At 74.0% G+C, this 22,354-nt stretch carries 25 protein-coding genes; 21 read left to right on the top strand and 4 right to left on the bottom strand.

What is annotated here, in order from left to right:
- Positions 1–25: 25 nt before the first annotated feature.
- The 3 genes from E4P38_RS07845 to E4P38_RS07835 are packed head-to-tail and all read left to right on the top strand — an operon-like array spanning position 26 to position 2,963.
- Entirely contained in the window at positions 26–844 is an 819-nt protein-coding gene (locus E4P38_RS07845; protein WP_245160875.1) for a lysophospholipid acyltransferase family protein, read from the top strand.
- Complete coding sequence (locus tag E4P38_RS07840; RefSeq protein ID WP_135131226.1) at positions 841–1,836, top strand: NAD(P)H-dependent glycerol-3-phosphate dehydrogenase; 996 nt, start codon at positions 841–843, stop codon at positions 1,834–1,836. The genes E4P38_RS07845 and E4P38_RS07840 overlap by 4 nt, the downstream gene beginning before the upstream one ends.
- On the top strand, positions 1,833–2,963 hold the full coding sequence (locus E4P38_RS07835) for a cystathionine gamma-lyase (RefSeq protein WP_135131225.1): 1,131 nt from the start codon (positions 1,833–1,835) through the stop codon (positions 2,961–2,963). The genes E4P38_RS07840 and E4P38_RS07835 overlap by 4 nt, the downstream gene beginning before the upstream one ends.
- Here E4P38_RS07835 and E4P38_RS07830 read toward each other — a convergent pair.
- Entirely contained in the window at positions 2,934–3,719 is a 786-nt protein-coding gene (locus E4P38_RS07830; protein ID WP_209308999.1) for a CDP-alcohol phosphatidyltransferase family protein, read from the bottom strand. The two genes, E4P38_RS07835 and E4P38_RS07830, sit on opposite strands and share 30 nt — an antisense overlap.
- 62 nt (positions 3,720–3,781) lie before the next feature.
- On the opposite strand from E4P38_RS07830, the gene E4P38_RS07825 reads away from it, so the two are divergent.
- The gene (locus E4P38_RS07825) at positions 3,782–4,909 is read left to right on the top strand and encodes a D-alanine--D-alanine ligase family protein (protein WP_135131224.1); all 1,128 of its coding nucleotides are present in this window, start codon (positions 3,782–3,784) and stop codon (positions 4,907–4,909) included.
- On the top strand, positions 4,906–5,568 hold the full coding sequence (locus tag E4P38_RS07820) for a hypothetical protein (RefSeq protein WP_135131223.1): 663 nt from the start codon (positions 4,906–4,908) through the stop codon (positions 5,566–5,568). The genes E4P38_RS07825 and E4P38_RS07820 overlap by 4 nt, the downstream gene beginning before the upstream one ends.
- Before the next feature lie 4 nt (positions 5,569–5,572).
- On the opposite strand, the gene E4P38_RS07815 is transcribed toward E4P38_RS07820, so the two are convergent.
- Positions 5,573–6,076, bottom strand: coding sequence for a DUF3515 domain-containing protein (locus tag E4P38_RS07815; protein ID WP_245160874.1), 504 nt, complete (start codon positions 6,074–6,076; stop codon positions 5,573–5,575).
- A gap of 68 nt (positions 6,077–6,144) precedes the next feature.
- A complete protein-coding gene (locus E4P38_RS07810) occupies positions 6,145–6,378 on the bottom strand; it encodes an Lrp/AsnC ligand binding domain-containing protein (RefSeq protein ID WP_135131221.1) in 234 nt (77 codons plus the stop codon).
- 83 nt (positions 6,379–6,461) lie between these two features.
- On the opposite strand from E4P38_RS07810, the gene E4P38_RS07805 reads away from it, so the two are divergent.
- The 4 genes from E4P38_RS07805 to E4P38_RS07790 all read left to right on the top strand — a co-directional run bounded on the left by E4P38_RS07805 (position 6,462) and on the right by E4P38_RS07790 (position 10,668).
- Entirely contained in the window at positions 6,462–7,502 is a 1,041-nt protein-coding gene (locus tag E4P38_RS07805; RefSeq protein WP_245160873.1) for a thiamine-phosphate kinase, read from the top strand.
- A complete protein-coding gene (locus E4P38_RS07800; RefSeq protein WP_135131219.1) occupies positions 7,486–8,028 on the top strand; it encodes a GNAT family N-acetyltransferase in 543 nt (180 codons plus the stop codon). Before E4P38_RS07805 ends, E4P38_RS07800 begins: the two co-directional genes overlap by 17 nt.
- Positions 8,016–8,645, top strand: coding sequence for a cytidylate kinase-like family protein (locus tag E4P38_RS07795; RefSeq protein ID WP_135131218.1), 630 nt, complete (start codon positions 8,016–8,018; stop codon positions 8,643–8,645). Before E4P38_RS07800 ends, E4P38_RS07795 begins: the two co-directional genes overlap by 13 nt.
- 139 nt (positions 8,646–8,784) lie before the next feature.
- Positions 8,785–10,668 carry an HNH endonuclease signature motif containing protein gene (locus E4P38_RS07790; RefSeq protein WP_167760491.1) on the top strand — a complete coding sequence of 628 codons (1,884 nt, stop codon included), beginning with the start codon at positions 8,785–8,787 and terminating at the stop codon, positions 10,666–10,668.
- Positions 10,669–10,802: 134 nt separating this feature from the next.
- On the opposite strand, the gene rpmB is transcribed toward E4P38_RS07790, so the two are convergent.
- A complete protein-coding gene (gene rpmB / locus E4P38_RS07785) occupies positions 10,803–10,994 on the bottom strand; it encodes a 50S ribosomal protein L28 (RefSeq protein ID WP_029339036.1) in 192 nt (63 codons plus the stop codon).
- Positions 10,995–11,166: 172 nt separating this feature from the next.
- On the opposite strand from rpmB, the gene E4P38_RS07780 reads away from it, so the two are divergent.
- The 12 genes from E4P38_RS07780 to E4P38_RS07725 form a co-directional block, all read left to right on the top strand.
- Positions 11,167–12,774: a DAK2 domain-containing protein gene (locus tag E4P38_RS07780; RefSeq protein WP_135131216.1), complete on the top strand. Its 1,608-nt coding sequence runs from the start codon at positions 11,167–11,169 to the stop codon at positions 12,772–12,774.
- A gap of 4 nt (positions 12,775–12,778) precedes the next feature.
- Complete coding sequence (recG, locus tag E4P38_RS07775) at positions 12,779–14,983, top strand: ATP-dependent DNA helicase RecG (protein WP_135131215.1); 2,205 nt, start codon at positions 12,779–12,781, stop codon at positions 14,981–14,983.
- Between the two features lie 58 nt (positions 14,984–15,041).
- Positions 15,042–15,596 (top strand): 16S rRNA (guanine(966)-N(2))-methyltransferase RsmD, encoded by a 555-nt coding sequence (gene rsmD / locus E4P38_RS07770; RefSeq protein ID WP_135131214.1) that lies wholly within the window; start codon positions 15,042–15,044, stop codon positions 15,594–15,596.
- On the top strand, positions 15,593–16,081 hold the full coding sequence (gene coaD / locus E4P38_RS07765) for a pantetheine-phosphate adenylyltransferase (protein WP_135131213.1): 489 nt from the start codon (positions 15,593–15,595) through the stop codon (positions 16,079–16,081). Before rsmD ends, coaD begins: the two co-directional genes overlap by 4 nt.
- A complete protein-coding gene (locus tag E4P38_RS07760; RefSeq protein ID WP_135131212.1) occupies positions 16,078–16,734 on the top strand; it encodes a hypothetical protein in 657 nt (218 codons plus the stop codon). Before coaD ends, E4P38_RS07760 begins: the two co-directional genes overlap by 4 nt.
- A 254-nt stretch (positions 16,735–16,988) precedes the next feature.
- Positions 16,989–17,528, top strand: a complete 540-nt coding sequence (locus tag E4P38_RS07755; RefSeq protein ID WP_245160872.1) for a DUF177 domain-containing protein — start codon at positions 16,989–16,991, stop codon at positions 17,526–17,528.
- Between the two features lie 2 nt (positions 17,529–17,530).
- Positions 17,531–17,710 (top strand): 50S ribosomal protein L32, encoded by a 180-nt coding sequence (rpmF, locus tag E4P38_RS07750; protein ID WP_135131210.1) that lies wholly within the window; start codon positions 17,531–17,533, stop codon positions 17,708–17,710.
- 25 nt (positions 17,711–17,735) lie between these two features.
- Complete coding sequence (gene rnc / locus E4P38_RS07745; protein WP_135131209.1) at positions 17,736–18,482, top strand: ribonuclease III; 747 nt, start codon at positions 17,736–17,738, stop codon at positions 18,480–18,482.
- Positions 18,483–18,485: 3 nt separating this feature from the next.
- A complete protein-coding gene (gene mutM / locus E4P38_RS07740) occupies positions 18,486–19,358 on the top strand; it encodes a bifunctional DNA-formamidopyrimidine glycosylase/DNA-(apurinic or apyrimidinic site) lyase (RefSeq protein WP_135131208.1) in 873 nt (290 codons plus the stop codon).
- Positions 19,355–19,624, top strand: coding sequence for an acylphosphatase (locus E4P38_RS07735; RefSeq protein ID WP_135131207.1), 270 nt, complete (start codon positions 19,355–19,357; stop codon positions 19,622–19,624). The genes mutM and E4P38_RS07735 overlap by 4 nt, the downstream gene beginning before the upstream one ends.
- A gap of 150 nt (positions 19,625–19,774) precedes the next feature.
- Positions 19,775–19,966: a hypothetical protein gene (locus E4P38_RS07730; protein ID WP_135131206.1), complete on the top strand. Its 192-nt coding sequence runs from the start codon at positions 19,775–19,777 to the stop codon at positions 19,964–19,966.
- An 86-nt stretch (positions 19,967–20,052) separates the two neighbouring features.
- On the top strand, positions 20,053–22,354 hold a 2,302-nt coding region (locus E4P38_RS07725), incomplete at its 3' end, for an AAA family ATPase (protein WP_167760490.1).

Genomic DNA, 22,354 nt, shown 5'->3' with positions numbered 1-22,354 from the left:
CTGGAGCAGACCAGGGAGGGGGCCAGTGGCCGAGGAGACGCCGACGGGGGTCGCTGCGGTCGAGGACCGGGCCGACCGCCGTCCCGCGAAGTGGCGCACCCGCGGATGGCTGTCCTACGGGATGTGGGCGGCGATCATCGTCGTCTACCCGGTGGCCTCGCTGATGTTCCGGCTGCGCTACCGGCACGCGGAGCGGATTCCCGCCCGTGGGCCGGTGCTCCTGGTGGCCAACCACGTCTCGGTGCTCGACCCGCTCGCCTGCGCCCGGCTCGTCTTCGACAGCGGCCGGCTGCCGCACTTCCTGGCGAAGCAGTCGGTGTTCAAGGGGTTCGCCGGAACGCTGCTGCGCAGCTCCGGGCAGATCCCGGTCGCCCGCTTCTCCGTCGACGCGCACGCCGCCCTCGACGCCGCCAAGGCCGACCTCGACGCGGGCAACGTCATCGTGATCTACCCCGAGGGCTCGGTCACCCGTGACCCCGACTGGTGGCCCATGCAGGCACGCACCGGGGTGGCGCGCCTCGCGCTGACCACCGACGCCGTCGTCCTCCCGGTCGCGCAGTGGGGACCGCAGCGGGTGCACGACTACCACCGCAAGAAGCTGTACCTGCGCTTCCGCGTGCCCGCCGACTACCTGGTCGGCGAGCCCGTCGACCTGTCCGCCGCCAGGGCGGCCGTCCGCGACGGCGCGCCGCTGTCCGGCCAACTGCTGAGGGAGACGACCGACCTGATCATGTCCCGGGTGCGCGAGCAGCTCGCCGAGCTCCGCCAGGAACCCGCTCCGCTGACGTTCCACCCCCGCCCCCGGCACGAGCTCCCCGGTGACCTGTCCGGGAGCGCGGCATGATCCGCGCCGCGGTCCTGGGGGCGGGCTCGTGGGGCACCACCTTCGCCAAGGTGATGGCCGACGCCGGCTGCCAGGTCACCCTGCACGCCCGCCGTCCCGAACTGGCGAAGTCCATCACCGACGACCGCGAGAACCGCGACTACCTCCCCGGCATCCAGCTCCCCTCGGCGGTGCGCGCGACCGCGGACCCGGCCGAGGCGCTGCTGGACGCCCAGATCGTCGTCCTCGCCGTCCCGTCGCAGTCGCTGCGCGACAACCTCACCGAGTGGGCGTCGCTGCTGCCGCCGGACTCGACGCTCCTCTCGCTCATGAAGGGCATCGAGCTGGGGACGACGAAGCGGATGAGCGAGGTCATCTGCGAGGTGACCGGCGCAGCTCCGGAGCGCGTCGCGGTCATCTCCGGCCCGAACCTGGCCCGCGAGATCGCCGAGCAGCAGCCCGCCGCGACCGTGATCGCCTGCCTGGACGCCGACCGTGCGGCGGCGCTGCAGGCGGCGTGCCACACGCCGTACTTCCGGCCGTACACGAACCCGGACATGGTCGGCTGCGAGCTCGGGGGGGCGGTCAAGAACGTCATCGCGCTCGCCGCGGGCATCGCGGAGGGGCTGGGGTTCGGCGACAACACGCGTGCCTCGCTGATCACCCGAGGGCTGGCCGAGACCGCCCGGCTGGGCATGGCGCTGGGTGCCGAGCTGACCACGTTCGCCGGTCTCGCCGGGCTCGGTGACCTGGTGGCCACCTGCAGCTCGCCGCTGTCCCGCAACCGGACCTTCGGGGAGAAGCTCGGCCAGGGCATGTCGGTCCAGGAGGTGCAGGAGAGCACCCGCCAGACCGCCGAGGGCGTGAAGAGCTGCCGGTCGGTGCTCGACCTCGCGCGCGCCCACGGGGTCGACGTCCCGATCACCGAGGCCGTCGTCCGGGTCTGCCACGAGGGGGAGTCCCCGGCGAACATGGTGAAGGAGATCATGTCGCGCGAGGCGAAGCCGGAGTGAGCTCGTGGGGTGATGGCACCCGGTCGGTGCGCGCGGGGGAGGGGGTCGCCGTCCCGGGGGCGCCGCTGCGGCCGTCCCCGGTGTTCGCCGCGCCGTTCCACCTGGGCGACCAGCCGCCGCGCGCCCACGGCGCGGACGCCTACGCCCGCACCGAGCACCCGACGCTGCGCGACTTCGAGTCCGCGGTCGGTGCGCTCGACGGCGGTCGCTGCCTGTCCTTCGCGACGGGGATGGCCGCGATCAGTGCGGCCGTGTTCGCCTGCGTGAGCGCGGGAGACCGGGTGGTCCTGCCGTCGGACGGCTACTACACGACCCGTCTCCTCGCCCGGGACGAGCTGGAGCGGTTCGGGGTCCGGGTGGACTACGTCGCGACGCCGGAGATCGAGGCGGTCGCGGCGCGGGGTGATCTGGACGGCGCCCGATTGGTCTTCCTCGAGACGCCCAGCAACCCGCTGCTCGACGTCTGCGACATCGCCGCCGTCGCGCGTGCGGCGCACGCGGCCGGGGCGCTGGTCGCCGTCGACAACACCACGGCGACGCCGCTCGGGCAGCGCCCGCTGGAACTGGGCGCCGACCTGACCGTGGGCAGCGACACCAAGGCCCTGACCGGGCACAGCGACCTGCTGCTCGGCCACGTGAGCACGACCGACGACGAGCTGTTCGCCGCGATCCAGCGGTGGCGCAACAACACGGGGAACACCCCGGGGCCGTTCGAGGCCTGGCTCGGCCATCGCTCGATGAGCACGCTGGACCTGCGGCTGGCCCGGCAGGCGACGAACGCCGCGGCGGTCGCCGACCTGTTGGCCGGCTCTCCGGCGGTGACCGGCGTCCGCTGGCCGTGGCGCGCCGGGGACCCGTCGTTCGAGCTCGCGTCCCGGCAGATGCTGCGTCCCAACGGGGTCGTGTCCGCCGTCCTGGCCGACGAGGCCGCCGTCTCGACGCTGCTGTCGCGCACCCGGCTGTGGACGGCCGCAACCAGCTTCGGCGGGGTGCACAGCACGATCGACCGCCGTGCCCAGTGGGGCGGGGACGCCGTCCCGCCGGGCTTCGTGCGGCTGTCGTGCGGCATCGAGGACACCGACGACCTCGTCGTGGACCTAGCGGCCGGGCTCGACGGCCTGACGTGAGCCGCGACGTGAGCCCAGCCGCGTGCCGACCGTGAGGTACAGGCTCAGGCCGACGTAGTAGACGAGATAGGCGAGGCTCAGAGCCACGACGACCGGGTGCGGGTCCGGGTACTGCGCGAGCAGGACGGCGTAGGTGACCAGCCACGTGCCGGCCAGCGCCAGGTTGAGGCTGCGCAGCAACTTGGTGCGCGACGGGTAGACGTAGCGCACCGGCACGAACACCAGCACGGTGAGGACGACGAGCGCGATCGCCACTCCCGTCGGGCCGACGTCGAGCACGATCGCGTAGAAGGCGACCACGTTCCAGTAGCTGGGGAAGCCCAGGAAGAAGTGGTCGGCCGTCTTCGCGTCGACCCGGCAGAACTGGTAGCAGGAGGCCAGCAGCGGCAGCGCCGCCAGCACCCAGCCGATCAGGCCGTCGGGGAGCCGGTCCGTCGTCCAGAGCAGGACGATCGGGGCGAAGACGTAGGTGAGGTAGTCGACGATGTCGTCCATCCGGGCCCCGTCGAACCAGGGGATCGTCTCCTTCACCCGGAAGTGCCGCGCGAGCATCCCGTCGGTGCCGTCGACGAACAGCGTCGCCAGGCCCAGCCACAGCGCGGCGACGACCTCGCCCCGGAAGGCGGCGATGACGATCCAGAACCCCAGGACGGCGCCCAGGGCGGTGTACAGGTGGACGGCGGCACCGGCCAGCCGCAGGCCGAGCGGGAAGGAGGGGGGCGCGGCGCTGTCGACGGGGACCGCGTTCTCGCGCACGTCGAGAGGTTGCCACACCGCCTCGGCTAGGGTCGCGACGATGAGCCGGAACGGGGCCCTGCATGGGTGACAAGGTGCGTGTCGCGGTCGTGTTCGGGGGCCGTAGCGCCGAGCACGCCATCTCCTGCGTGTCGGCCGGGAGCGTCATCGGCGCACTGGATCCCGACCGCTACGAGGTCGTGCCCGTCGGCATCACGGCCGACGGGGGCTGGGTGCTCGCCGATCCCGACCAGCGGCTGGCGATCACCGACGGCACGCTGCCCGAGGTGTCCGGCGGGACGGCGGTGTCCCTCGTGGGCGATCCGGCCGGTCCGGGACTCGCCGTCCTGGACCCCGCGGCGGCGATCGTCCCGGCGCTCACCGAGGTCGACGTCGTCTTCCCCGTCCTGCACGGCGCCTACGGTGAGGACGGGACGATCCAGGGCCTGCTGGAGATGGCCGGCCTGCCGTACGTGGGCTCCGGCGTGTTCGCCAGCGCGGCGTCCATGGACAAGGAGTTCACCAAGAAGCTGCTCGCGGCCGCGGGCCTGCCGCAGGGCGACCACGTGGTGCTCCGCGACGCCGACGGTGCGGTGTGCGCCGATCCCGCCGTTCTGGACGAGGCCGCCCGCGAGCGCCTGGGCCTCCCGGTCTTCGTGAAGCCGTCGCGGGCCGGGTCGAGCATCGGGATCACCAAGGTCACCGACTGGGCGCAGTTCCCTTCCGCGGTGGCGACGGCGGCGGCGGTCGACCCGAAGGTGATCGTCGAGGCGTCGGTGCCGGGCCGGGAGATCGAGTGCGGCGTGCTTGCCCCCCGGGGCGCCGGGCTGCCCGAGGCCAGCCTGCCCGCCGAGATCCGGCTGCGGCCCGGTGTGGACTGGTACGACTTCTCGGCGAAGTACCTCGACGACTCGGTCGACTTCGACGTCCCGGCCGACCTGAGCCCCGAGCAGACCGCGGCCGTGCAGGAGGCCTCCCGCCGGGCCTACCTCGCGATGGACTGCCGCGGCCTCGCGCGGGTGGACTTCTTCCTCGCGACGGCGCCCGACGGCAGCGACCACCTCGTGATCAACGAGGTCAACACGATGCCCGGCTTCACACCGATCTCGATGTTCCCGCGGATGTGGGCGGCCAGCGGCGTGACCTACCCGGAGCTGGTCGACCGGCTGATCGAGTCGGCGCTCGCCTCGGTCCCGCGGCCGGCGCGGTGATCCCCGGGCGGTCGTCCCCGAACCTCCGGACCGCCGTCCTGCTCGTCGTCCTGCCGTGCCTGCCGGCCACGGTCGGTTGCTCCCGCTACGTCGACGGGGTGCCGGCGGCGGCGGAGACCGGGACGTTCCCGGAGTCCTCCGCGGACCTGGGCGCGCTCGTGGTCGGCGAGGTGCCCTCGGGTCTGCCGCGGCTGCCCGACCAGGAGCTGGAGCCGCCGGCGGGGGCGAAGGCCGTCGACGACATCGCCGACTACTCCGACGACCCGGCCCGGGAGCGGGACGTGCTCGAGGGCTACGGCTACCGCCACGGGTGGGAGCGGTTCTGGGGTACCGGCTCCGGACCGATGACGGGTGTCTTCGTCGACCAGTTCGAGTCGCGGGCCGGTGCGGGGGCGTACGCCGAGGACCTCGCGCGTAACGACGCCGAGCACTACGACGGTGTCCTCCACGAGAACCCGGCGGAGCTGCCGGGTGGCTGTCGGATGCTCACCGTGGACGACGCGGACGGGCAGGAGGCGCTGGGCGGCCCTGCCGCGCTCGCCTGGTGCGGCCACGGGCGGTTCAGCGTCGCGGTGACCTCGGTCGCCGACTCCCTGGGCGCGGCCGAGGAAGAGGTCCGGGCGGTGGTCGAGGCGCAGCTGGACCGGCTGCCGCCGTGACCGCTCACGGGCCGGGTCGCGGCTCCCGGTAGGGGAGGGCCTGGGCGATCTGCGTGGTCAGCGCGGTGACGGGCGCGCTGTCGACCGACGCCGGCAGGGAGATCTGCACGTAGACGGGCCGGTCGACCGTCGTCCAGACGGTGGTCTCGGGGTCGTCGGTGTCGACGTACCACTGGACGCCGTTGATCTGGATGGCGCTGACCCCGACCACGTATCCGGCCGGGCGGTCGACGCCGCAGACCAGCACGATCGCCGGGTCGCCCCACGCGTAGGCGTAGGGCGAGTCCGACTGCACCCGGCGGGAGGGCTCCCCGGACAGCTCCAGGGGCAGGGCGCTCATCAGCGCGGGGCAGGCGGCGTCGGCGTCGGGCGTCACCGGGGGCACCTCGACCGGGAGCACCGGAAGGTCCTCCAGTGGCGAGGACGTGTCGCCTGCGACCTCGGCCGGCCCGCCGGTGTCCTCGGTGCCGCCGCGGACGTTCACCAGGACGGCGAACGCCACGATCACCGGTACGAGGACGGCGGCCGCGATGAGGGCGATGCGCCGCAGCGGGTCGGGGTTCTCGGTCAGGGCACTCAGATGTTGACGACGGGGCAGGTCAAGGTACGGGTGATGCCGTCGACGGACTGCACGCGGGCGACGACCAGCCGGCCGAGCTCGTCGACGCTCTCGGCCTCGGCGCGGACGATCACGTCGTAGGGACCCGTCACGTCCTCGGCCGTGGACACGCCGTCGATCTCGGCGATGGTCGCGGCGACCTGGGCCGCCTTGCCGACTTCGGTCTGGATGAGGATGTAGGCGTGGACCACGGGAGACCTTTCCTCAGGGCTTCGTTGCCGCCCGCCGGGTGGCGGTCAGTTCGGCAACCTACCGCAGCGGCAGGATGGGGCAGGTGACTCGCCCCCGCCCCCTCGTCCCTCGCGGTGACCCGGCCGACAGCGTCCGCGTCGTCGGGGAGTTCGGCGTGATCGCCCGGGTACTGGCCCAGGCCGGTTCCGCGCGCGCCGCCGAAGTCGGGCCGGGGGACGACGCCGCCGTCCTCCGGACCAGTGACGGCCGGGTCGCGGCGAGCACCGACGTCCTGGTCGAGGGCCGGCACTTCCGGCGTGACTGGTCGACGGCCGAGGACATCGGCCACAAGGCCGCCGCCGCGAACCTGGCCGACATCGCCGCCATGGGTGGGACGGCGACCGCCCTGCTCGTCGGGCTGGCCTGCCCGTCGACCACCCAGACGGCCTGGCTCGAGGGTGTGGCCGCGGGCTTGGCAGCGGAGTGCGCACCGCTCGGTGCCGCCGTGGTGGGTGGCGACCTGGTCGCTGCCGCTGCCGACAGTGCCGCTGTGGTGCTCTCCGTGACTGCGCTGGGCGACCTGGGTGGGCGGGCGCCCGTCCTGCGGTCCGGCGCCCGTGCGGGCGACGTGGTGGCGCTGGCCGGGCGGCTCGGCTGGGCCGCCTGCGGTCTCGCCGTCCTGCGCCGGGGGTTCACCAGCCCGATCGCCGCGGTGGCGGCGCACCGCCGGCCCACCCCGCCGTACGCGGCCGGTCCGGCCGCTGCCGAGGCGGGCGCGACGGCGATGTGCGACGTGAGCGACGGCCTGCTGGCCGACGTCGGGCACATCGCGTCCGACAGCCGCGTCGTCGTCGACCTGGACCGGGCGGCGCTGGAGCGCGCGTGCCTGGAGCCGCCCGGCCCGCTCCAGCAGGTGGGCGCTGCGCTGGGGGTCGACCCGATGGCGTGGGTGCTGACGGGCGGGGAGGACCACGCCCTGGTCGCGACGTTCTCACCGCGTGCGGTGCTGCCCGAGGGCTGGACCGTGATCGGCGAGGTCCGCAAGGGCGGGAAGAGGCCGGGAGTGCTCGTGAACGGCGAGTCGGCCGCGGACGTCGTCCGGGCCGTCGGAGCGGAGGGAGCCGGGCATGTCCACTTCGGCTGATCGAAAGGTGGTCCTGCGCGACGGGACGCGGGCGAGTCTGCGGCCACTGCCCTACGACCACCCGGTGGCGCACTACCTCGTGGAGCAGGTGCAGGAGGAGTACGTGCGGCGCTACGGCGGGCGGGACGCCGCCGTCGTGGATCCGGCGGAGTTCCTGCCGCCGCTGGGGATCTTCCTGGTCGCCGAGGTGGACGGCGTGCCGGCGGGGTGCGGAGCGTGGCGAGCGCTGCCCGAGGGCGTGGCGGAGATCAAGCGGGTCTACGTCGAGCCGGCCTTCCGCCGCAAGGGGCTTGCCCAGGTGATCGTCGCGGCACTGGAGGACGGCGCCGCACGGGCGGGCCACGGCTCGGTCGTGCTGAACACCGGGCAGCAGCAGCCGGAGGCCCTGGCGCTGTACGCGGATCTCGGGTACCTCCCGGTCGGCGGCTACGGGATCTACGCGTGCTCGCCCGAGGCGGTGTTCCTGGGCAAGGAGCTGGCTGTGGCCCCGGAGTCGGGCGAGGAGGGGTCGTCATGGGCATCGTGACCGTGTCGGCGGCGTACGGAGCGGCCGGGGCGGAGGTCTCGCGGGCGGTCGCCGAGCGGCTGGGGCTGCCGTTCCACGACCGGGCGATCGCGGCGCAGGTGGCCGGCCGGCTCGGTGTGACGGTGTCGGAGGCCGAGGCGAACGACGAGACGGTCCTGCGCGGGCTGTGGCGGCTCGTCGCCTCCCTGGGCACGATGCCCGATCCGGTCGGCGGGGTGCTCCCGATGTCGGCGTTGCCCGACGCCCGGGCGTACCGGCAGCAGACCGAGCGGGTGCTGGCCGAGATCGCCGACGGGGCCGGAGGAGTCGTGCTCGGCCGTGCCGGGGCACTCGTGCTGAAGGAGCGGGCGGACGCGCTGCACGTGCGCCTGGACGGTCCGCGGGAGCGCCGCCTGGAGTCGGCCATCGAGCGGTCGGGGCGGTCCCGAGAGGACATCCTGCGCGAGATGGAGGCCAACGACCGGACGCGCGAGGCCTACGTGCGGCACTTCTACCGGTGCGATCCGGCGTCGGCGCAGCACTACCACCTGGTGGTGGACACCACGGCGCTGCCAGTGGAGGCGGTCGTCGAGCTCGTGGTGACCGCGGCGCGGGGGCGGGGGATAGGCCCCGTCTGAGGGTTGGTGGGCGCTGCTGCATGTCGCCACTGTGCGGTGCCGCGAGGATTCCGCCGCGATGTTTTCCACATCGCCAGGCACTGTCCACAGGCCGTGTTCGCGCTGGTCAGAGGCGTGTGAGTCGGCTACTATCGAACACATGATCGAACAGCTGACGCCGCCTCCCCCGCGGGTGTCCCTGTTCGAGGCGGTGCTGGCTCGCTGGCTCGTCGAGCTGTCGGGGCGCCGATACCTCGTCGACGTGTGTCCGCGGCACGAACCGCCCGAGCGTCCTCAGGTGAACGGGCCCGAGCCCGTCCCGCCTGCCGGCGAATCCGCGCCCGTCGACGACGGCGCGGCTGGCGACGACCGGTTCCCGGGGCTGACGGTTTTCCGCGGGCTGTTGGAGGCCGGTGCGGAACATCTGGCCGCGGCGAGTGCGGCGCAGGTGGAGCAGCGTCGGTTGGCGGCGGTGCAGGCCCGGTCGTTGGCCGCGTTCGCCAGGTCTCGGCCGGCGGTCGTGCTGGACCGGCCCGATGAGGAGGTGGGGGCGGCGGCGGTCGCGTCGCGGGCGGCCCGAGCGGAAGCGTTGACGGCGGTGAGCGAGTGGGCCGTCGATGAGGTGATGGTCGCCTTCGGGCTGTCGTCGCGTGCCGCGGCCGGGCTGCTGGCGGAGTCGGTGACGCTGACCGAGCGGTTGCCGGCGACGCTGGCCGCGTTGGAGGCCGGGGTGATCGGCTGGGACCACGCGCGGGCGATGGCCGAGATCGTCGGGCCGGTGACCGAGGAGGCCCGGGCGGAGGTCGAGGCCCGGCTGCTGGGCGGCGCCGAGGGCAGGACGGTGACCCAGCTGAAGGTGGCGGCCCGGCGGGCGGTGCTGCGCGCCGACGCCGCGGCGGCCGCCCGCCGGCTGGCCGCCGCGATCCGGGACCGCAGCGTGCGGGTGTATCCGGGTGAGGACGGCATGGGCAGCCTGTCGGCGACGCTGCCGCTGCCGGTCGCGCAGGCGTGCCGGAAGGCTTTGGAGGCCTACGCCGAGGACTGCCGCACGCCCGGCGACACCCGGACCAAGGACCAGCGGATGATCGACTGCCTGGTGGATCTGATCCTGCGGCCGGGCAGCAACGGTCCGGTGCGGATCGGGCTGACCGTCGTCGCCGGCGTGGACACGCTGACCGGCGGCGGCGGACCCGGCGAGGTCGACGGCCACCCGGTGCCGGCGGTCCTGGTGCGCGAACTCGCCCACACCCTCGGCCTGCTCCCGCGACCTGAAGCCCCCGAAACCGAGACCCACGGCGACGCGGGCGAGGCCGCCGCGGTCGAGCCGGCCGCGATCGAGCCCCCCGCGGAAGAGCCCGCCGCCGTCGCGATGGAGCCCCCCGCGGGGCGGCTGGCCGACCTGCTCGGCCTCCGCACCATCGCCGGCACCAGCCTCGCCCACCTCCCGCAGATCGCGGTCGTCGAAGAAATCTCCGGCCAACTGCTCGCCCTCACCGACGCCACCTGGATCCGGCACACCGCCACCTGCGGCCGCAGGGCCTGCCGCACCGGAAAACGGGCCTGCCACCACCCGCCCACCGGCCCCGGACTCGCCCCACCACCGGACAGCCCCGGCTACAGCCCCTCGGCCCCGCTCGCCCGGTTCGTGCGCGCCCGCGACCGCCGCTGCCGCTTCCCCGGCTGCCGCGCCACCGCGATCCGCTGCGACCTCGACCACAACACCCCCTGGCCGACCGGACCCACCAGCGAGACCAACCTGTGCTGCCTGTGCCGCCACCACCACCGACTCAGCCACCAGGCACCCGGCTGGACCATGACCCCCCTCCCCGACGGCGCCCTGCGATGGACCACCCCCAGCGGCGACACCGTCACCACCCGACCACCCCGCTACGGCACCGACGACAACCTCCCGCCACCGACAGCGTCACCGTCACAGTCACCGTCGGCGGCTACCGCGACCCGGGGCCCCAGCACGCTGGAACGGCTCCGCCTATGGCGCCCGGGCTCGCTCGAGGCTGCGCCCGGGCAGGAGGCACCGTTCTGATGGCGACTCTCGGAGGGTGGCGTGTCGTCCCTGGGTGCGCCTCGCAGCGCGCACGTGCTCGAAACGCGAAGAACCCCGGAGGTCGAGGACCTCCGGGGTTCACCCGGGACTACCGGGACGCGCAGACCCTCAGGTCAGGCGCGCACGACCTTGCCGGCGCGGATGCACGAGGTGCACGCGTTGATCCGACGACGGTTTCCGGGGGCGATGAGCGCCCGCACGGACTGGATGTTCGGGTTCCAACGGCGCGGCGTGCGGCGGTGCGAGTGCGACACCGACATACCGAAACCGGGCCCCTTGCCACACACATCGCACACGGCAGCCACGGTTAATCACTCCCAGAGAATCGTTCACAGACGGCGGGGCAAGGCAGCACCCGCATCAAGACCGTCCAGAAGTCTAACCGCTCCGGGGGGAAGGCGTCGCCGCACCCCCTCACCGGGCGTGGGATCGGTCGCGTCAACCGGTCCTGTCACCACACATGGGTACCCTCCGCCCGTGCTGCAGGCGCTGGATGACGCCGCGGTCGGTGACTGGTACCGGGCCGCGGTCGAGGTCCTGTCCGAGTCCCGTAGCCGGCTCGACGACCTCAACGTCTTCCCGGTACCCGACGGCGACACCGGCACCAACCTCCTGCTGACGGCCCAGGCCGCCATCGCCGCGCTCGATTCAGAAGGCCCGAGGACGACCGAGTCCGCCTGGTCGATCCTCGCCCGCGGCGCGGTGCTCGGAGCGCGAGGCAACTCCGGCACGATCCTCGCCCAGCTGCTGCGCGGCCTGGCCGACCAGCTCGCCGGCCAGCCGCCCGCCGACGGTCCCGCCTTCGCCGCCGCCATGCAGAAGGCCGCCGAGACCGCCTACACGGCCGTCGCCGATCCCGAGGAAGGAACCTTCCTCACCGTCGCCCGCTTCGGCGCCGAGGCCGCGGTCGCCTCCGTCGACGCCGGTCACGCCGACCTGTCCGACGTCGTCCGCGCCGCAGCCGACGGCGCCCGCGTCGCCCTCGAGGCGACCCCCGGCCAGCTCGAGGTCCTGCGCGAGGCCGGCGTCGTCGATGCCGGGGGCGCCGGCCTCTGCCTCGTCCTCGACGCGCTCGTGACCACGGTGACCGGCGTCGAGCCGTCCCGTCCCGCGCTCGCCCGCCGCGACCACGGCCACCACCACACCGGCGAGCACCTGCCGCACCAGCCGCCAGCGGGCCCTGGGAGCGAGGTCCAGTACCTGCTCGCGGACAGCGACGAGGACGCCGTCGCACGCCTGCACCACGGCCTCGCCGCGCTCGGCGACAGCCTCGTCGTCGTCGGCGTCGACACCCCGACCGGCCGGGAGTGGAACGTCCACGTCCACTGCGCCGACGTCGGTGCGGCCATCGAGGCCGGCATCGAGGCCGGGCGGCCCTATCGGATCTCGGTCTCCCCGCTGGCGCCGGTCCTGCCGTCCGCTCCCGTCCCGGGCACCCGTGCCGTGGTCGCGGTCGTCGCCAGCGACGGGCTCGCCCAGCTCTTCCGGGGTGAAGGGGTCCGCGTCGTCGCCTGCGGTCCGGACGGGGTCACGGAGGACGAGATCCTCGCCGAGGTGCTGGCCTCCGTCGCCCTCGAGGTGGTCGTCCTGCCCAACGACGCCGGCCTCTCCGCCGTCGCCGCCCGCGCCGCCACCCGCGCCCGCGAGGTGGGCCGGGACGTCGGCGTCGTCCCCACCCGGTCACCGGTGCAGGGCCTCGCAGCGATCGCAGTCACCGACCCGGCCCGCCGCTTCGGCGACGATGTCATCGCGATGGCCGAGGCCGCGGCGGCGACCCGCTGGGCCGAGGTCACCGTCGCCGAGCAGGAGGCGCTCACCTCCGCCGGTCGCTGCCAGCCCGGTGACGCCCTGGGCTCGGCCGAGGGCGACGTCGTGGTGATCGGCAGCGACCTCGCCGCCGTCGCCTGTGACCTCCTCGACCGCCTGCTGTCGGCCGGCGGTGAGATGGCGACCCTCGTGGTCGGTTCCGACGAGGCCCTGGGCGACGTCGTCTGCCGGCACCTGGCGACCCAGCACCCCACCATCGAGGTCACCAGGTACGGCGGCGGCCCCGACGGAATCCTCCTGCAGGTCGGGGTCGAGTGACATCATGGCGGTGACCCTCGAGACACCGCTCAGCAAGGTGCTCGGACCGAAGACGGCGAAGGGGATGGCCGAGCAGCTCTCGCTGCACACGGTGCGTCACCTGCTCCGCCACTACCCGCGCCGCTACGCCCGGCGCGGTGAGATGGCCCGGCTGGACGATCTGCAGGAGGGCGACCGCGTCACCATTCTCGCCCAGATCACGAGCGTGAACAGCCGCCGCATGCGCCAGCGCCACGGCACGATCACCGAGGTCACCGTCGGCGACGGCGCCGGCTCGATGAAGCTCGTCTTCTTCAACTACCGGCACTCCGGGCTCAAGCACGGCGCCTGGGGTCTGTTCGCCGGCACCGTCGGCAAGTACCAGGGGCAGCTGCAGTTCACCCACCCCGACATGCACCTGCTCAGCGGGGACGACGACAGCGACGACGACTGGGCCCGCGAACTCGTGCCCATCTACCCCGCCAGCAAGGACGTCTCGAGCTGGGTCATCCAGAAGTCGGTCAAGCTGCTGCTCGGCGCATCGGGCGGCTTCACCGAGCTCGTCGAGGACCCGCTGCCGGAGGAGATCCGACGGCGGCACGGGCTCCCGTGGCTGGCAGCCGCTCTGCTCGACATCCACCGGCCCACCACCGGGGAGGACGTCGAGCGGGCCCGCCTCCGGCTCAAGTGGGACGAGGCGCTGATCCTCCAGCTGACCCTCGCCGCCCGCCGTCGGGCCGCGGCACTGGAGCCGGGTATCGCGCGGCCGCGCCGCGACGGGGGTCTGCTCGACGCCGTCGACGCCGCCCTCCCGTTCGAGCTCACCGCGGGCCAGCGGGAGGTGGGGGAGGAGCTCGCGGTGGAGCTCGACCGCGACCAGCCGATGCACCGGCTCCTGCAGGGCGAGGTCGGTTCCGGCAAGACCGTCGTCGCGCTGCGCGCCATGGCACAGGTCGTCGACGCCGGGGGACAGGCCGCCCTGCTCGCCCCGACCGAGGTGCTCGCCGCGCAGCACGCCCGCGGCATCCGGCAGCTCCTCGGTCCGCTCGGCCGGGCCGGCGAGCTCGACGGCGATCCGGCGGGCACCCGCGTCAGCCTGCTCACCGGCTCGCTCAAGGCCGCCGCGAAGCGCGAAGCCCGGGCGGACGTCGCAGAGGGCCGAGCGGGCATCGTCATCGGCACGCACGCCCTGCTGCAGGAGGGCGTCGACTTCGCCGACCTCGGCCTGGTCGTCGTCGACGAGCAGCACCGCTTCGGCGTGGAGCAGCGCGACGCCCTGCGCGCCAAGGGCAACCGGCCGCCGCACGTGCTCGTCATGACCGCCACGCCCATCCCGCGCACGGTGGCCATGACCGTCTACGGCGACCTGGAGATCTCGACCCTGCGGCAGCTCCCCAGCGGTCGCGGCGGGGTGTCCAGCTCCGTCGTCCCGCAGTCGGAGAGACCCGGCTGGCTCGATCGCGCCTGGGAGCGGCTCCGCGAGGAGGTCGCCGCAGGGCGGCAGGCCTACGTCGTCTGCCCCCGCATCGGGGACAGCCCCACCGACGCTGCCGGCGCCGACGACGAGCCCGAGGACGCCGACGGCGCCCCGGACGACGGCCCCGTCAGCGACCGCCGCCCGCCGCTGGCCGTACTCGACGTCGCCGAGATCCTGCGCAACGGCCCGCTCGCCGGACTGAGGCTCGACGTCCTGCACGGGCGGCTAGGACCCGAGGACAAGGACGCCCGCATGCGTGCCTTCGGCGCCGGCGAGATCGACGTCCTCGTGGCGACGACGGTGGTCGAGGTCGGTGTGGACGTCCCCAACGCCACGGTCATGGTCGTCATGGACGCCGACCGCTTCGGCGTGAGCCAGCTCCACCAGCTGCGCGGCCGCGTCGCCCGTGGCAGGCACGCCGGCCTCTGTCTGCTCGTCACCGACGCGAGGACGGACTCCCCGACGGGCCAGCGGCTCGCCGCTGTCGCCGCCACCTCCGACGGGTTCGAGCTCGCCCGGCTCGACCTCGAGACCCGCCGGGAGGGTGACGTGCTCGGTGCCGCGCAGTCCGGCAAGCGCTCGGGCATCCGGATGCTGTCGCTGCTGGAGGACGAGGACCTCATCGCCGCGGCCCGCGCCGAGGCCACCGCGCTGCTGGAGACCGAACGGGGACTCGCCGACCACCCGGGGCTGGCCGCCGAGGTCGCCGCGCTCGCCACCGACGAGCGCGCCGAGTGGCTGGAGAAGGCATGATGAAGGACCCCGTCCTCCTCACCCCTCGCACGCTCGGGGCGAGCCTCGGGACGGGGCCGTGACGCGCCTCATCTCCGGCGTCGCGGGCGGGCGGCGCCTGAAGGTCCCGCGCGCAGGCGTCCGGCCCACCGGCGACCGCGCCCGCGAGGCCCTCTTCAACTCCATGAAGGCCCTGCTCGACCTCCGGGGCGCCGCCGTCCTCGACCTCTACGCCGGCTCCGGCGCCCTCGGACTGGAAGCCCTCTCCCGTGGGGCGGGAACCGTGGTCTTCGTCGAGTCCTCGCAGGGCGTGCTCCCCGTGCTCAAGGAGAACCTCGCCGCCGTCGGTCTGCCGGGGGGCCGCGTCGTCGCCGGTTCGGTGCCCACTGTGCTCGGCGGCGCGCCGCCCGCCCGATTCGACCTGGTGCTGGCCGATCCGCCCTACGCGACCCCCGTCGAGGAGGTCCAGGACGTGGTCCGGGCGCTGGTCGACGGCGGGTGGCTGGCTCCCGAGGCGGTCGTGGTGGTGGAGCGCCCGGCCCGTGAGAAGGAGTGGGAGTGGCCGACACCCCTCGTCGGTCTGCGCGACCGGCGGTACGGAGAGGCTCAGCTCCGGTACGGTCGCTCCTCGTGAGGCGTGCCGTCTGCCCCGGATCCTTCGATCCGGTCACCAACGGTCACGTCGACGTCATCACCCGGGCTGCCGGCCTGTACGACGAGCTCGTCGTCGCCGTGCTGGTCAATCCCGGCAAGGCGGGCCTGTTCTCCGTCGACGAGCGGATGGAACTGCTGCGCGAGGCCGTCGCGGACCTCTCCAACGTCGTCGTCGCCAGCTTCCAGGGCCTGCTCGTCGACTACTGCAAGGCCAACGACATCCCGGTCATCGTCAAGGGCCTGCGCGCGGTCAGCGACTTCGAGTACGAGTTGCAGATGGCGCAGATGAACCGCGAGCTCGCCGCCGTGGAGACCCTCTTCGTCCCGACCGCCCCGCAGGTCGGCCACCTGTCATCGAGCCTGGTCAAGCAGGTCGCCATGTTCGGCGGCGACGTCTCCCGGCTGGTGCCCAAGGCGGTCAACGACCGGCTCATCGAGCACGCCCGGAAGGGCGGAAGCTCATGACCGAAGTGGTGTACCGCCTCTACGAGACCGTCGACGAGCTGACGACGGTCATCGAGAACGCGCGCAGCGTGCCGATGTCCGGGTCCTGCATGGTCCCGCGCGACCACCTGCTCGACCTGCTCGACGACCTGCGGGAGTCCCTCCCCGAGGACGTCCAGGCCGCCGGCGCGATCGTCGAGCAGCGCACCGAGATCCTCCAGCAGGCCCAGGCGGAGGCCGAGCGGCTCACCGGCCGGACCCGCGGGGAGAGCGAGCAGCTGCTGTCCACGGCGCGGCGCCAGCGCGAGGACCTCCTCGGCACCGCCCGCCGCCAGCGCGACGAGCTGCTCGTCCGCGCCCAGGCCGAGGCCGAGGAGCTGCTCGCCGACGCGGAGGCCGAGGCCGAGCGGCTCATCACCGAGGGGCGCGAACACCGCGAGGCCCTGATCGCCGAGGCGCTCGCCGAGCACGAACGGCTGATCACCGAGACCGAGGTCTACCGCGGCGCCGTCTCCCGCGCCGACGAGCTCGGCGCCCAGACCGCCACGGACGTCGCCCGCATGCGCGCGGAGGTCGACCAGTACGTCGACAGCCGGCTCGCTGACTTCGGGACGACGCTGGAGCGGATGCTGCACTCGGTGGAGAAGGCCCGCAGCACGCTGCGCGAACCCTGACCTCGCTGCCCGCCGCCCCCCGAAGGGGATCGGGTAGTCTCGACGCCTGGTCCGACCGCCGCTGGCCCCGCTGTTCCTGGGGTGGCCCCGGGCGGCCCTCCACCCCACTGCCTACCGCGAGTACTGACATGTCTGCTGCTGCCCCGAACCGCTCAGGCGCTGTGTCCCCTGGTCCACGCACCAGGGCCGACCGGCGCCCCGCAGGCAACCCGTGGCGGCTCGATCTCCGGGAACTGGGCCGTCGCGCGGGATCCATGCAGGAGATCGACCGCACGCTGCCGGCCCTCGAGGGCTGGCGCGTGGAGCTCATCGGCGTGCCCACCGGCGGTGACGTGCACGTGCACCTGCGGCTGGAGTCGGTGATGGAGGGCGTGCTGGTCACCGGTGAGCTCGACGTCCCCGTTGCCGGGTCCTGTGCCCGCTGCCTCGAGCCCTTCGAGGACACCCTGCACCTCGACGTGCAGGAGCTGTACGCCTACGAGGGCAGCACCACCGAGGCCACCAGCGAGGAGGACGAGGTCCGCCGCATCGACGGCGACTTCCTCGACCTGGCGCCCCTGGTGCGCGACACCGTCGTCCTGAACCTGCCGCTCGCGCCGGTCTGCACCGACGACTGCGCCGGGCTGTGCGTCGACTGCGGCCAGCGTCTCGACGACCTCCCGGCCGACCACCACCACGAGATCGTGGACGCCCGCTGGGCCGGGTTGGCCGAGAAGTTCGGCACGCCTGCTGCCTCCGCCCCTTCTTCCTCGCCGGGCACCCCCGGCGAGAGCCCCACCACTGAGGAGAACTGACCGTGGCTGTCCCGAAGCGGAAGACTTCCCGCTCCAACACCCGATCCCGCCGCTCGATGTGGAAGGCCACCGCGCCGACCCTGTCGCCGTGCCCCAACCGCGCCTGCGGCCAGCTGAAGCCCCCGCACCAGGCGTGCGCCAACTGCGGCCAGTACGACGGCCGTCAGGTCCTCTCGGTCTGAGCTGAGCACCCTGTCTCGCTTCGTCGTGGCAGGTGCCGCACCACCCGCGCCGGGTGGCGAGGCGCACGCCGACCAGGCAGCCCGTTGGCTGAACGACGTTCTCGGCGTCGAGTTGCCGGACGGGCTGCTCGGGCTGGCGCTGACCCATCGGTCGTTCGCGTACGAGAACGGCGGCCTGCCGACCAACGAGCGCCTGGAGTTCCTGGGTGACTCGGTGCTCGGGCTGGTCGTCACCGACGAGCTCTACCGCAGTCAGCCGGACCTCCCCGAGGGCCAGCTGGCCAAGCTGCGTGCCTCCGTGGTCAACATGACCTCGCTGGCCGGCGTGGCCCGCCGTCTCGGCGACGGCGGGATCGGGCCGCACCTGCTGCTCGGCCGCGGCGAGGAGACCACCGGCGGCCGGGAGAAGGACTCGATCCTCGCCGACGCCGTGGAGGCGCTGATCGGGGCCGTGCACCTCGGCTGCGGACTCGACACCGCCTCGGAGGTCGTGCACCGGCTCTTCGACCCGCTGCTGGTCGAGGCCGCCACCCGCGGCGCCGGCCTGGACTGGAAGACCAGCCTCCAGGAGCTCGGCGCCGCCCGTGGGCTCGGCGCCCCCATCTACGAGGTCGAGGACGCGGGCCCCGACCACGCGAAGACCTTCACCGCCGCGGTCGTCCTCGCCGGCACCGTCTACGGCCAGGGATCGGGACGGACCAAGAAGGCCGCCGAGCAGGAGGCCGCGGAGACCGCCTGGCGCGCACTGTCGGACGCCGTCCCCGAGAGCTGAGCGATGCCGGAACTTCCTGAGGTCGAGGTCGTCCGCCGCGGCCTGGAGCAGTGGGTCGCCGGGCGGACGATCGCCACCGTCGAGGTCCACCATCCCCGCGCGGTCCGTCGTCACCTCGAGGGCGCCGACCACTTCGTGGCCGCCCTGGCCGGCCGCACCGTCACCGACGCCCACCGCCGCGGGAAGTACCTGTGGCTGCCGATGCGGGAGGCCGACGGCACCGCGTCGGGCCGCGCCCTGGTCGCCCACCTCGGGATGAGCGGTCAGCTCCTGGTGGAGAAGCCGTCCCAGCCCGACGAGACCCACCTGCGCGCGCGCTTCACGTTCACCGACGGCGGGCGGGAGCTGCGCTTCGTCGACCAGCGGACCTTCGGCGGTCTCGCGGTCGAGGACAGCGACGGCGGCATCCCCGACCGGCTGGCACACATCGCCATCGACCCGCTGGACGAGACCTTCGACGTGGACGCCTTCTCCGCCGCCCTGCGCCGTCGGCACACCGAGGTCAAGCGCGCGCTGCTGGACCAGACCCTGATCGGCGGGGTCGGCAACATCTACGCCGACGAGGCGTTGTGGCGGGCCCGCCTGCACGGCGCCCGGCCGACCGACAAGCTCACCCGCGGTCAGGTGGCGGACCTCCTGGACGGCGTCCGCGACGTGCTGGGGGAGGCGCTGGCGCAGGGCGGCACCTCCTTCGACTCCCTCTACGTCGACGTCAACGGGCAGAGCGGCTACTTCTCCCGGTTCCTCGCCGTCTACGGCCAGGCCGACCGGCCCTGCCCTCGCTGCGGGACGCCGATCCGCCGGGAGTCGTTCATGAACCGCTCCAGCTACAGCTGCCCGCAGTGCCAGCCGCGGCCGAGAGTCCGCAGGCCATGACCGTTCGCACCGTCGCCGTCGTCTCCGGTCACGTCCAAGGCGTGGGGTACCGCTGGTACGTCCGCGAGCTCGCCACCTCGGCCGGACTGGCGGGGTCGGCCCGCAATCTCCCCGACGGGCGGGTCGAGGTCGTGCTCGAGGGGCCGGCCGAGTCGGTCCAGTCCGTGCTCGACGCCCTCGACGGGCCGCGCGCCCCGGGCGCCGTGCGGCGGGTCGACCATCACGTCGACGAGGTGCAGGGGAGCCAGGGCTTCACCACAGCGTGACGAACGCGACATACCCCCGACACGGGGAGTAGGCAGTCTTCGCGTTGACCTGCGTGGTCGGGCCTGTCACCCTGGGGATACCACAGCTCGCGCCGACCGGCTTCCCGGGGCGCCGGGCTCACCCTCTCGCTCGGAAAGGCCGCTTCAGCTATGGCCAAGGCCCTGTTCGGTCACGTCGTCGCACCCGCGGAACTCCGAGTAGCTGAGGAGAACGCAGTCCTGCGGGCCAGGGTGCGCCGGCTGGAGCGGGAGCTCGAGGACCTGCGCGCCCAGCGCGACGCCGCCATCGCCCACGAGCTGCTCTCGCTGGCCGGCGACAGGGCCGAGCCCGCGCTCGCCTGAACGGCCTGAACCCCTCCGTCACATCGGTACCAGAAACCCCTGAAATCCGGGGTTCGGGGCGCACGCTCCACTAGGGTCTCCGTTCTGTGCACCTCTCCAGCCTGACGCTCAAGGGCTTCAAGTCCTTCGCGTCCGCGACCACGCTGCGGCTGGAGCCTGGGATCACCGCCGTCGTCGGCCCCAACGGGTCCGGCAAGTCCAACGTCGTCGACGCCATCGCCTGGGTGCTCGGCGAGCAGGGGGCCAAGAGCCTCCGCGGCGGCAAGATGGAAGACGTCATCTTCGCCGGCACGCACCTCCGCCCCGCTCTCGGCCGGGCCGAGGTGACGCTCACGATCGACAACGCCGACGGCGCCCTGCCGATCGCTTACACCGAGGTGTCGATCACCCGCCGCATGTACCGCTCCGGCGAGAGCGAGTACGAGATCAACGGCGACAAGGTCCGCCTGCTCGACGTCCAGGAGCTGCTCAGCGACTCCGGGATCGGCCGCGAGATGCACGTCATCGTCGGGCAGGGGCAGCTCGACGCCGTCCTGTCCGGCCGCCCCGAGGACCGCCGGGCCTTCATCGAGGAGGCCGCCGGCGTCCTCAAGCACCGCAAGCGCAAGGAGAAGGCGCTCCGCAAGCTCGAGGGCATGGGGCACAACCTCGACCGCCTCGCCGACCTCACCACCGAACTGCGCCGCCAGCTCACACCGCTGGGCAAGCAGGCCGAGGTCGCCCGCCGGGCCGCCGGCGTGCAGTCCGACCTGCGCGACGCCCGGTTGCGCCTGCTGGCCGACGACCTCGTCCAGCTGCGTGACGCCCTCGACCGCGACGTCGCCGACGAGACGGCGGCACGCGCGCGCCGGGCCACCGTCGAGGGGGAGTTCTCTCTCGCCTCGCGGCGGGAATCGGCGCTGGAGAGCGCGCTCGCGGAGAGCGCCCCGCGGCTGGAGGGCGCTTCGGACACCTGGTACCGGCTGTCGGCTCTGACCGAGCGGTTCCGCGGGGTGGCGCAGCTGGCCGCCGAGCGGCACCGTCACCTGTCCGCGGCCGGGCCGGCCGCCGCCCCCGGACGCGACCCCGACCAGCTCGACGCCGAGGCCGACCGGATCGCCGCCACCGAGGCGGAGCTGGGCGACGGGCTCGTCGCCGCACGGGACCGGCTGGCACTGGTGGTCGGGCAGGGCGCCGAGCTCGAGGCCGCGCTGACCGCGGCCGAGCAGGCCTGGGTCGCCGCGGCCCGCGCGCTCGCCGACCGTCGTGAAGGCCTCGCCCGGCTGTCCGGCGAGGTCGCAGCAGCGCGCTCACGGATGGCCGCCGGACAGGCGGAGATCGAGCGACTCGCGCTCGCCGCGGGCGAGGCGGCCGATCGCGCCGAGGTGGCCGCGGAGCGCCTGGCCGACCGTCGCGCGCAGCTGGAGGACCAGGAGGACGGCGACATCGCCCTGGTCACCGCCCACGAGGACGCCGTCGCCGCGCACGCCGCCGCAGCCCGCCTGGTGACCGAACTGACCGAGGCGGAGCGGGCCGCCGAGCGCGACCGCGCCTCCTGGCAGGCCCGGCGCGACGCGCTCGCGCAGGGCCTCACCCCCGCCGACGGCGCCGCCGCCGTGCTCGGTGCGAACCTGGCCGGCGTCCGCGGACCCGTGGCCGACCGGCTCACCGTGCAGCCGGGCGACGAGTTCGCGATCGCCGCCGCACTCGGCGGCATGGCCGACGCCGTCGTCGTCTCCGGTGTCGCCGAGGCCGCCGCGGCGCTGGCCCACCTCAAGGAGTCCGACGGGGGCCGGGCCGGCCTGCTCGTGACCGGCGGGCTCCCGCCGGTCCCGCGGGACGGCTGGCCGACCCTGCCGGACGGCGTCCGCTGGGCGCTCGACGCGGTGGAGGCGCCGGCCGAGCTGCAGCCCGCGCTCGCGCGGGCGCTGGAGCGCGTGGCCGTCGTCACCGACCTCGACGCCGCCGTGGCAGTCGTCCGGACCCACCCGCGGGTGCGCGCCGTGACGGCGGCCGGTGACCTCGTCGGCGCCGACTGGGCCGTCGGCGGGCAGAGCGAGGCTCCCTCGAACCTCGTCGTCCGCGCGCGGGTCGACGAGGCGGCGGCCCAGCTGATCGCCGCCGAGGCGCAGGCTGCCGCGCTGGCCGACGAACTGGCCGCGGCGCGGGAAGTGGCGACCCTGCGGTCCGCCGACGTCGACGCTGCCCTTGCCGAGCGTCAGGCCGCCGACCGCGGCCGCTCCGCCGTCGCCGCCGAGCTCGCGGAGCTGGGAGCGGCGGCCCGGTCCGCCGCGGCCGAGGCCGAGCGGCACCTCGCCGCCCGCGTACGGGCCGAGCAGGCGCTCCTCGGCGACGAGCCGCACCGCTGGTGGTCGGCGTCCGAGATCGCCGCGAGCGCGGAGGAGTTCG

It is taken from the genome of Blastococcus sp. CT_GayMR16, from assembly GCF_004570875.1.
Lineage (GTDB): Bacteria > Actinomycetota > Actinomycetes > Mycobacteriales > Geodermatophilaceae > Blastococcus_B.
The sequence above is the reverse complement of the archived record's forward strand: the minus strand, read 5'-3'. Positions and strand labels throughout refer to the sequence as shown.